The sequence below is a fragment of the Spirillospora sp. NPDC048819 genome, from assembly GCF_040650055.1.
Classification (GTDB): domain Bacteria; phylum Actinomycetota; class Actinomycetes; order Streptosporangiales; family Streptosporangiaceae; genus Spirillospora.
Map to the genome: position 1 here is coordinate 1 of NZ_JBEZGN010000079.1, position 9,794 is coordinate 9,794.

Below are 9,794 nucleotides of genomic sequence, written 5' to 3' on the forward strand. Positions count from 1 at the left end.
ACTCAACGTCACGCTAGAAAGATCCCTGTCTCGCCCTACTTGTGTCACAGAAGACTAGTTCGTCCCCATGTCTCCTCTGAGTCTGACAGAGAGGGGCACCGGAAGGGATTGTCTTCCAGCGTGGAGCGGTCCCAGCGTCCGCGGTCCGCGGCTGCTTCGCAGGTGGTGTGGAGGAACTCGGTGACGGCGCGGTCGGGGTCGGGCGCGGCACGGGCGGCCTCAACCCGCGCGGGCTGACGTAGAGGGTCACGGCGTGGTCGGGACGGTCCCCGGCGTCCCCCGTCGGTGCGCTGGTTGCCGTAGGCCGGGAATCCACCGGCGTTCCGGATTATCGATGCGCTGTGAAGCAGGTTGTAGGTCATGAACGCGATTTGCGGTTGGTGAGCAACGTCTCGGTCGCGACAGCAAGCCGTGGATCAGGATGACGGGAATGCCGGTGCCCTGGTCGGTGTAGTGCAGCGATGGGGCTGCCGTTATCGGTACCGATGCTGAGGTCCGGCATGGTGGGCATCTCTCCGGTCGGATGGTTGTTGAGATCGCGCGGGCCGGCGGCGACTCGTCGAGCAGGTGCGCGGTCGGCTGGGCGGGGCGTCCTCCTGCAGCAGGTGACCGGCATCGTCGATCCAGTGCAGGAGGACGCCCCCGCACTCGCCCGAACGCGCACCGTCTAGGTGTTGGCGAGTACGGGGTCCCGTGGACCAGGACGACCAGGTTCGCGCCCGTGCCCACCGCACGACGTCGTCATCGGGTCCGGTCTCATGGGCCTCGGACAGTTCCCAGCGCACAGTGGTTTTCCTGCACGGTGATCCTCCTGCCGAGAGTCGGTCTCAGGCGATGAACGGCGGCGGGTTCGTCCCGCGCAGCCGGTAACCCGACTGCGGCCGCGGCCGCTCCAGGCGGATGGCCTCGACGACGGTGTAGGCGTGGTATTTGCTCTGGCTGATCACCCCGGCGAGCCGGTCGGACCAGAGCCGGCCGTCACTCGTCTCCTTCTCCAGGACGTGCTTGACCGTGTAGTTGACCATCGAGTTGATCGCGTTCTCGGTGCCGACCCAGACACGGCCGGGGCCGGTCGCGGCCAGGATCTCGTCGAGCCGGTCCGAGCGGCTGAACCGTTCCACTGCGGCCATGGCGCCCTCGTGGATGTCGGCGAAGTACTCGACACAGGTCTTCACCTGCTCGTAGGTGCCGTAGTGCATGTGGTGGCCGCCGATGTAGTAGTCGAAGTCGTACTCGAGGATCTGGGTGTGGGCCTCGTACCAGGCCCAGATGTTCTGCGAGGCGTCGCAGTGCATGAACGTGGCGCTGCCGGGGCTGACGATGTCGATCGCGGTGAGTACGCGGTGTGCGGGCGCGTGGATGAAGATGTTGCCGGGGCAGTGGTTCTCGCCCTTGTACGCGAGTTCCAGGGTCACGCCGCCGACCGTGAGCGTGTAAGTGTCGCGGAAGGTCACCGTGGGCAGCGGGCGGTTCGTGTCGGGGAACCGTTCGAGGAGCTCCTTGGTAATCTCGTGCGCGATGATCTCCACGTCCGGCCCGTAGACCGGGGCCGCTCCGATGTGGTCGGTGTGCCAGTGGCTGTAGATCAGGTGGGTCACCGGCTTGTCGGTGACGCTCTCGATCGCCGCGACCATGTTCTCGCCGATCGTCGGCGGGGCGTCAATCGCGATCACGCCGTCCGTGGTGACCACGAACGCGGCGTCGTAGCCCGCGCTGGTGACCCAGTAGAAGCCGTCCCTCAGCTCCTCGACGTGGTAGCGGTACGTCCGGAAGTGCTCGGTGTCGAGGTAGGGCGGGTAGTACTCCGGCGGGTCGAGCGGGTCGTCGAGGTTGACGGGGAAGCCGTAGTTGTCGATCCCGAAAAAGCCGGGTTCGTCGGTCGCCACGATCGGCCGTTGGGTCTTGTCGCACATGGTCGCGAAGTCCTTTCCGAGGGGATTAGCAGGGGAACCGGAGCACGGCCTTGACCACGCGTCCGGCAGCGGCGTCGTCGAACGCCTCGTTGATGTCGTCGGAGTCGTAGGAGGTGACGAGCCGGTCGACGGGGAAGCGTCCGGCCCGGTAGAGGTCGGCCAGTGTGGTGAGGAACAGCGGCGAGACGGCGTCGCCCTGGGAGATGCCGTGCACCGAACGCCCGAGCGCGAGCTGCGGCGAGGTGACCACGCCGCCGGCGCCCTGCTCGAACGTCACGATCCCCACCCGTCCGCGCGGGGCGAGCGAGTCGACGGCCGCGGTCAGGTTCTCCGCCCTGCCGCTGGTCTCCAGCACGATGTCCAGACCACGGGGCGTGACTTCCCGCAGTGTCGCGGACAGGTCGGCGGTGTCCCGGACGTCGATCACGTGGGTCGCTCCGAGGTCACGGGCGAGGTCGAGGCGGGTCGCGTCGACGTCGACGGCCACCACTGCCCGGGCCCCGACCACGTTCCCCGCCATGACCGCGGCGAGCCCCACCGCGCCGACCCCGATGACACCGATCGACACGCCGGGTGAGGCCGAAAAGGCCTGGAGCATGGTGCCCGCGCCGGTCTGCAGCCCGCACCCGAGCGGCGCGGCGAACTCGAGCGGCATGTCCGACGGGATCTTCACGGTGTTCCGCCGGTGGGTCAGTGCGTGCGTGGCGAACGACGACTGGCCGAAGAAGTGGCCGTGCAGCCCGGCTCCCGTGCGGTGCAGCCCCTGGGTGCCGTCCAGCCGGGCGGCGGCGAAGTTCGCCTCCCAGGCCAGGTCGCAGTAGGCGGGGTGGGCGGAGACGCACGATGGGCACCGGCCGCAGGAGTGGTAGCTCAGGACCACGTGGTCGCCCGGTTCGAGGCCGGTGACCGCCGAGCCGACCCGCTCCACGACGCCGGCGCCCTCGTGACCGAGGACGACCGGGAGCGGGACCGGCATCTGCTGCCGGCGGACGTGGGCGTCGGTGGCGCAGATGCCGGACGCGACCATGCGGACCAGCACCTCGTCCGGCCGCGGGTCGTCGATCTCGATGTCCTGCCAGACGAACGGGCCGTCCTTCTCCTCAAGGACCGCGGCGCGGGCCGAGTGGCTCAAACGGGTCAAGGGTGACTCCTGGGGTTTCTGACGATGGCGGCCTATGCCGAAGTCTTGCCGCGTCCCGGCCTCACCGGATCGGTCGATCGGTCGGCCCGGTACGGGCGGAACGATCGGCAACCTCACCGGTGTTGCCATCGAGCTGCTAAGTCATCGGGTGTGCTTTCGGGCTCAGGAGAACGGGTCGGCTGCGGACTGTCCCGCTTCACGCTTGCGGCGGATGTAGTCGTTGATGACGGTGCGGTACCGGTCGGCATCCGAGCGTGGCCAGTTGCGCATGAGCTCACAGCCGAACGCCAGCGAGGTGATCGGCCGCGCCCGGGCCTGAAGCATGCGGTCGATGGCTGTCTGGTGGGTGGCCACCGGTCAGCCGAGGAAGGACCGCAGGGCGGCGTTGACGTCGTCGGCGTGCGTCCAGAGCAGTCCGTGCGGGGCGCCCTCGATCTCCACGTACTGGGCGTCGGGCAGGGCCTGGCGGAAGCGGCGGGCCGTGGCGTCGATGGGGAGGATGTTGTCGGCGGTGCCGTGCAGGATCAGGGCCGGCTTGCCGCTCGCGCGGACCGCCTCGACGTCGGCGCGGAAGTCCTCGATCCACGCGGAGACGACCGCGTGGGCCGCCACGGGAGCGCTGGAGGTCGCGACGTTCCAGCTGCCGGTGACCGCCTCCTGGCTGATCCGGACACCGAGGTTCTCGTCGAGGTTGTAGAAGTCGGAGAAGAACTGCGTGTACCAGGCGTAGCGGTCCCCCTTGGCCGCGGCCTCGATTCCGTCGAAGACCTTCTGCGGCACGCCCTCGGGGTTGTCGTCGCGGGCGACGAGGAAGGGCTCCAGCGAGGCCAGGAACGCCAGCTTGGCGACCCGCTCGTGGCCGTACCGCGAGACGTAGCGGGCGAGCTCTCCTGTGCCCATCGAGAATCCGACGAGGATGACGTCGCGGAGGTCGAGGGTCTCCAGCAGGGTGTTGAGGTCGGCGGCGAACGTGTCGTAGTCGTAGCCGGTGCCGACCTTGGACGACCGGCCGAATCCGCGGCGGTCGTAGGTGATGACGCGGTATCCGGCGGCGAGCAGCTCGCGCGTCTGGCGCTCCCAGCTGTGACCGTTCAGCGGATAACCGTGAATGAGGACGACGGGCTGACCCGCGCCCTGATCCTCGTAGTAGAGCTCGACCGTGGTGCTGTTCTCGTTCCCGACGGTGATGAATCCCATGATGTGGTTCCTTTCCTCAACAGCCGACGTCGGCCATACCGATGCGGCTGCCCTGGGTGAGTGCCAAGGGCGCGTTGGTGTCGAAGGTGCTCACAAAAGCGCCGTGATGGACGTGCTTGGTGTATTTCACCGCGGACAAAAGCGCCTCCTCGAACGAGCGCGCGTCCTGGAAACGGTCATCCCGCTCCTTGGCGAGAGCCTTCGCGAGTACGGCATCAAGTGCCGGACGGGCGGTGCGGACCTGCGGGGGCTGCTCGTGGACGTGCTGGTAGGCGACGGAGAGGGGGTTGTCTCCGACGAACGGCGGCCGCCCGGTCAGGAGTTCGTAGAGCACGCAGCCTGCGGAGTAGAGGTCGCTGCGGGCGTCCACGGTTTCACCGCGCGCCTGCTCGGGAGAGAGGTACGAAGGAGTTCCGACGAACGCCTGAGCCTGGGTCAGGGTCGCGGCCGGACCGCCGATGGCATGCGAGATTCCGAAGTCCACGACCTTGACCGCACCCTTGGGCGTGATCATCACGTTGGCCGGCTTGATGTCGCGATGGACGATGCCTGCTCGATGGCTGAAATCGAGCGCCGAGAGGATCCCGACCTGATACCGAATCGTTCTGCCGAGTGTGAGCCCGCGCCTCCTGAGGAGATCCCGCAGGGACCGCCCCTCGACGTACTCCATGACGATGAAGGGAACCCGGACCTTGCCCGCCGAGCCGTCTCCGACTTCCTCGTACCCAGTGTCGTAGATGGAGACGATGGCGGGATGGCTGAGACCAGCCACCGTCATCGCTTCGCGCTCGAGGCGGGACTGGAACACGGGATCTCGCACGAGGTCCTTGCGGAGCATCTTGATGGCGACCGAACGGCCCGTGCGGATGTCGCGACCGCGGTGGACGTGGGCCGTAGCACCCCGGCCGATGACGTCACCCACTTCGTACCGACCGTCAATGACTCGATCCACATTCATCAGCCCGTCTCCGCCGTCCGATAGAGATCGTGATGGTTTTCGTGTCGCCGAGACCGGCTGAGCCCGTTCGGTGGACGTCAGGTTCATCGACGCGGCTCCCAGCGGAAGAGCCGGTTGGCCAGTGCGACGGCGACGAGAACCCAGGCCATGGTGATCGGCAGTAGGACCAGGGAGTCGGCGAGGGGGACGCCGCCGTTCCAGGCGTTGACGACCAGTTCGGTGGCCGCGCCTCCGGGAAGCAGCAACTTGAGCAGGGCGTGGTCCTCGGTGCCGGTGATTCCCACCCAGCTGGCCACCGCGATCAAAGACAGGCTCACCGGCAGGGTGGTCACCTGGGCATGCTCTGGGGAGTTCGTGAGTCCTGCGGTGGCCAGAGCCAGGGCGACCAGCATGGCCGTCGTTGCCAGGATCGCGACCGCGAGGAGCGGGATCTGAGCCGGTCCGGTGGCGACCACACCCAGCACGATCAGGATCGCGACCGCTTGGATGAGCGCGATCACGGTGACCGGCAGGACCAGCCCGGCGAGGATGCTTGCGTCGCTCGCGGCGGTGGCGCGCAGCCGCTTGAGGAAGAGGTTCTGCCGGCGCGAGGCCAGCGTGGTCACCGCCGTGATGTACAGCCCAAAGGCCAGCACGCTGAACATCACGATCGCCGCGATGTAGCCGAGGCTGCCGAGATCGGAGAACACCTCGTGCTGGTGGACGAAGTAGCCGCTGACGACGACCGGGATGACGAGACCGGTGACCAGGACCAGCCGGTTCCGGAAGATCTGGATCATCTCATTGCGAGCGATCTCCAACATGCTGGCGGTTCCTTTCAGGGCAGAGTGCCGTGGGGGTTCAGTCGCGGCTCATGGCACGGAAGACGTCGTCGAGACGGGTCGGGCCGGCCTGCAGGTCTCGCAGCTCCACCCCGGTGTCATGCGCCCAACCCAGCAACCGGTGGAGGTCGTGCTGCAGGCTGAAGGTCTCGATGTGGAAGGCCCCGTTGAGCGCACCCACGATCGGCGGCTCGGGAGCGCCGGGTGGAAGCGCGAACCTGATCAACGACGGCAGCGACTGCGTCAGCTCCGCGACCGTGCCTTCCCGATGGAGAGTGCCTTCGTGCATGAGGCCGATGCGGTCGGCGCGCTGCTGGGCCTCCTCCAAGTAGTGGGTGGTGAGCACGATCGTGGACCCCTCGTCGCGCAAACTGTCGACAGCGGCCCAGAGGGCGTCGCGGGACTGGATGTCCAGCCCGGTGGTGGGCTCGTCAAGGATGACCAGCTCGGGCCCGCCATACACGGCGGTGGCGAAGTCCAGGCGGCGCTTCTCGCCACCGGACAGCTGGGAGACCCTGGTGCTCGCCTTGCGGGTGAGACCGGCGATGCCGAGCACCCGGTCCACGTCGTCGCGTCTCCCGCTCAGCGCGCCGATCAGGCCGACCGATTCGCGCACCGTCAGATCGGGGGAGAAGCCACTCTCCTGCAGCATGATGCCCGTCCGCGGCCGCACCGCGCGCCGGTCCCGCGGGCTTTCACCGAAGATCCGCACCGCGCCGGAGGCGGCCCGGCGGTGACCCTCGATTACCTCCAGGGTCGAGGTCTTGCCGGCTCCGTTCGTGCCCAGCAACGCGTAGAACTCGCCGGGCTGCACGTGGAAGGACAGGTCACGGACGGCGGCGAAGTCACCGTAGGTCACGTTCAGACGCTCGACTTCGATGACGGGAGTGGCGGGCATGGCGTTTCCTTTCGCGTCCACGAGCCGGTGGCGTCACCAGTCAGGCCCGGTCCCGGGCCGAGGAGGTCCGGTTGACCCGGTCAATGCCGGTTCGTGCCGTGTCATCAGACTCGCGCCGGGCGCGGTGCCCTCGCGTCGGTGGAAGCCCCGACGTCATTCGCAGGTCAGCACGCCCACATGCTGAGGCCAGGCCTGGTGGACTATGGTTCGCATAGGTAACAATCACCTAGTCCGGTACGTACTCGAGGGGAGCGGACCTGACGGACCTCTTGGGACGGCGTGCGGAGCGCGAGGCGGTCGAACAGCTGCTCACGCGGGCACGTGCCGGGCGCAGTGGGACGCTTGTTCTGCGCGGGGAAGCCGGCATCGGGAAGACCGCCTTGCTCGAGTACGCCCGCCAGGCCGCGGCCCTGTCGGGTTTCCGGGTGGAGGGCTCGGTCGGAGCCGAGTCCGAGTCGCAGTTCGTGTTCGCGGGCCTGCACCAGCTGTGCGCGCCGCTGCTGGGCCGCGCGGACGCGCTGCCCGACCCGCAACAGGCCGCCCTGGGCGTGGCGTTCGGGCTGAGAGCCGGTACCGCGCCGGACCGCTTCCTGGTCGGGCTGGCCGCCCTCAACCTGCTGGCCGAGGTCGCCGAGGAGGGGCCTCTGGTGTGCCTCGTCGACGATGCGCAGTGGCTGGACGAAGCGTCCGCTCAGGTCCTGGCGTTCGTGGCACGGCGGGTGGAGGCTGAGCGGGTGGCGCTGGTGTTCGCGGTGCGCGACTCCGGCGAGGGTGACGTCGAGCAGTTCGCCGGGTTGCCGGCACTGCGCCTGGACAGGCTCGGAGAGAGCGACGCCCGGGAGTTGTTGAACGCCGGCGTACACACACCGCTGGATGACGCCGTGCGCGAGCGTGTCCTCGCCGAGGCGCGCGGCAATCCGTTGGCGCTGCTGGAACTGCCCCGAGGCGCACCCCCGGCGAAGTTGGCCGGAGGGTTCGAGCTGCCGGATGTGCTGGGCGTTCCTCGCCGCATCGAGGAAGGCTTCCGACGCCGATCGGCCGGCCTGCCCGCCGAGGCGCGGCTGCTGTTGCTGGTCGCGGCGGCCGATCCGACCGGCGATACGGCGCTGCTGTGGCGCGCCGCGGCACGGCTGGGGATCGACCCCGAGGCGGCCGCGCCGGCGGAAGCGGCTGGGTTGCTCCAGATCGACACCCTGGTGCGGTTTCGTCATCCGCTGGTCCGCTCGGCGGTCTACCTGGCCGCCACGCCCCCGGACCTGCGCCGCGTGCACGGCGCGCTGGCCGCCGCCACCGACCCGGTGTCCGACCCCGACCGGCGTGCCTGGCACCACGCTCAGGCGGTGCTGGGCACCGACGAGCAAGCCGCCGCGGAGCTGGAGCGCTCTGCCGGCCGGGCCCGTGCCCGCGGCGGATTGGCCGCTGCGGCCGCGTTCCTGCAGCACGCGGCCGAGCTGACCCCCGATCCCGCCGCCCGTGCGACGAGGTCACTCGAAGCCGCGCACGCCAAGCACGACGCCGGCGCATCCGAGGCCGCCTTGGAACTACTGGCCGGCGCCGCGACCGGGCCACTGGACGCCCTGCAACACGCGCGGCTCGAGTTGCTCCGCGCCCAGATCGCGTTCCACCTGACGCGAGGCAGCGACATGCCGGGGATGCTGCTCGACGCCGCCAGGACACTCGCCCCACTGGACCCGACGCTGGCCCGCGAAACCTACCTGCACGCGCTTGATGCCGCGATCCACGCCGGTCACCTCGCCCGCGGCTGCGGGGTCTCCGAGGCGGCCGAAGCCGCCCACGGCGCGCCCTCACCACCGACGCCGCCGCGGCCGGTCGATCTGCTGCTGGACGGGCTGGCCACGAGGTTCACGCAAGGGTTCGAGGCGAGTGTTCCCACCCTGCAGCGGTCGCTGGCCACGCTTCTCGACCACGAATCCCGAGTTGACGACGACGACCGCCGCTGGCTGTGGCTGGCCTGCCATGTCGCGTCGATGCTGTGGGATGACGAGGCGCTCTACGTACTGGCCGGCCGCGCGGTCCGGCTCGCCCGCGAGGCCGGCGCGCTGTCCACGCTGCCCGCCGCGCTCAACGCCGTCGCCTCGATACTCGTGCTCACCGGTGAGCTCGCCCGTGCCACCGAGCTGGCCGCCGAGGAGGCCGCGATCACGCAGGCGACCGGGGCCCCGCCGCTGCCGAACGCCCGGCTCATGCTGGCCGCCTGGCGTGGCCAACAGCCCGAAACGTTGGAACTGTACGCAGCCATGGTCAAGGATGCGACGGAGCGGGGCGAGGGCACACCGGTCAACCTGGCCCAGGCCACACTGGCAGCGCTGCACAACGGCCTGGGCAACTACGACGACGCTCTCGCCGCCGCGACACCGCCCTGCGAGCACGACGACTTGGCGTACAGCAGCCTGGCCCTTCCCGAGCTCGTCGAAGCGGCAGCCCGCGCCGGTGAGCCGGAGCGTGCCGCAGCCGCGCTGGAGCAGCTCAGCTCCCGGGCCCGCGCCAGTGGGACGGACTTCGCGCTGGGACTGGCCGCGCGATCGCGTGCGCTGACCACCACTGGTCCTGCCGCCGAGGAGCACTACCGCGAGGCGATCGTACGGCTCACCAACTGCCGGTGGGCCGTCTTCCTCGCTCGTACCCATCTCGTCTACGGCGAGTGGCTGCGCCGCGAGGGCCGCCGCCAGGACGCCCGTGAACAGCTCCGCACCGCCCACCGGCTGCTGTCGGACATGGGCATGGAGGCATTCGCCGAGCGCGCCGCCCGTGAGCTGCGCGCCACCGGTGAGCATCCCCGCAAACGGACCGCCCAGCCGACCGACTCCCTCACCGCCCACGAGCTGCACATCGCACGGCTGGTGGC

Annotated in this window: 9 protein-coding genes; 1 reads left to right on the forward strand and 8 read right to left on the reverse strand. The window is 69.3% G+C overall.

The genetic code is table 11. The annotated features are described in order from the left end of the window. Nucleotides 1-44: 44 nt before the first annotated feature. The 8 genes from AB0C35_RS45470 to AB0C35_RS45505 form a co-directional block, all read right to left on the reverse strand. The gene (locus AB0C35_RS45470) at nucleotides 45-362 is read right to left on the reverse strand and encodes a DUF5996 family protein (RefSeq protein ID WP_358470749.1); all 318 of its coding nucleotides are present in this window, start codon (nucleotides 360-362) and stop codon (nucleotides 45-47) included. 465 nt (nucleotides 363-827) lie between these two features. Then, nucleotides 828-1,913 carry an MBL fold metallo-hydrolase gene (locus AB0C35_RS45475; RefSeq protein ID WP_358470752.1) on the reverse strand — a complete coding sequence of 362 codons (1,086 nt, stop codon included), beginning with the start codon at nucleotides 1,911-1,913 and terminating at the stop codon, nucleotides 828-830. Nucleotides 1,914-1,938: 25 nt separating this feature from the next. Further along, entirely contained in the window at nucleotides 1,939-3,054 is a 1,116-nt protein-coding gene (locus AB0C35_RS45480) for an NAD(P)-dependent alcohol dehydrogenase (RefSeq protein ID WP_358470755.1), read from the reverse strand. A gap of 162 nt (nucleotides 3,055-3,216) precedes the next feature. Beyond that, the gene (locus tag AB0C35_RS45485; RefSeq protein ID WP_358470758.1) at nucleotides 3,217-3,408 is read right to left on the reverse strand and encodes a hypothetical protein; all 192 of its coding nucleotides are present in this window, start codon (nucleotides 3,406-3,408) and stop codon (nucleotides 3,217-3,219) included. A gap of 3 nt (nucleotides 3,409-3,411) precedes the next feature. After that, entirely contained in the window at nucleotides 3,412-4,251 is an 840-nt protein-coding gene (locus AB0C35_RS45490) for an alpha/beta hydrolase (RefSeq protein ID WP_358470761.1), read from the reverse strand. A gap of 16 nt (nucleotides 4,252-4,267) precedes the next feature. Further along, nucleotides 4,268-5,296 carry a protein kinase gene (locus AB0C35_RS45495; RefSeq protein ID WP_358470764.1) on the reverse strand — a complete coding sequence of 343 codons (1,029 nt, stop codon included), beginning with the start codon at nucleotides 5,294-5,296 and terminating at the stop codon, nucleotides 4,268-4,270. Continuing rightward, nucleotides 5,293-6,012 carry an ABC transporter permease gene (locus tag AB0C35_RS45500; RefSeq protein ID WP_358470766.1) on the reverse strand — a complete coding sequence of 240 codons (720 nt, stop codon included), beginning with the start codon at nucleotides 6,010-6,012 and terminating at the stop codon, nucleotides 5,293-5,295. Before AB0C35_RS45500 ends, AB0C35_RS45495 begins: the two co-directional genes overlap by 4 nt. 37 nt (nucleotides 6,013-6,049) lie before the next feature. After that, nucleotides 6,050-6,928, reverse strand: coding sequence for an ABC transporter ATP-binding protein (locus tag AB0C35_RS45505; RefSeq protein WP_358470768.1), 879 nt, complete (start codon nucleotides 6,926-6,928; stop codon nucleotides 6,050-6,052). 269 nt (nucleotides 6,929-7,197) lie between these two features. Here AB0C35_RS45505 and AB0C35_RS45510 point away from each other — a divergent pair. After that, nucleotides 7,198-9,794: ATP-binding protein (locus tag AB0C35_RS45510; RefSeq protein WP_358470771.1), on the forward strand; the 2,597-nt coding region annotated here is incomplete at its 3' end.

Excerpts from the sequence above, each read along its gene's own strand:
- AB0C35_RS45470 (WP_358470749.1), bottom strand. The coding sequence starts at position 362 with ATGACCTACAACCTGCTTCACAGCGCATCGATAATCCGGAACGCCGGT.
- AB0C35_RS45475 (WP_358470752.1), bottom strand. The coding sequence starts at position 1,913 with ATGTGCGACAAGACCCAACGGCCGATCGTGGCGACCGACGAACCCGGC.
- AB0C35_RS45490 (WP_358470761.1), bottom strand. The coding sequence starts at position 4,251 with ATGGGATTCATCACCGTCGGGAACGAGAACAGCACCACGGTCGAGCTC.
- AB0C35_RS45495 (WP_358470764.1), bottom strand. The coding sequence starts at position 5,296 with ATGAACCTGACGTCCACCGAACGGGCTCAGCCGGTCTCGGCGACACGA.
- AB0C35_RS45500 (WP_358470766.1), bottom strand. The coding sequence starts at position 6,012 with ATGTTGGAGATCGCTCGCAATGAGATGATCCAGATCTTCCGGAACCGG.
- AB0C35_RS45505 (WP_358470768.1), bottom strand. The coding sequence starts at position 6,928 with ATGCCCGCCACTCCCGTCATCGAAGTCGAGCGTCTGAACGTGACCTAC.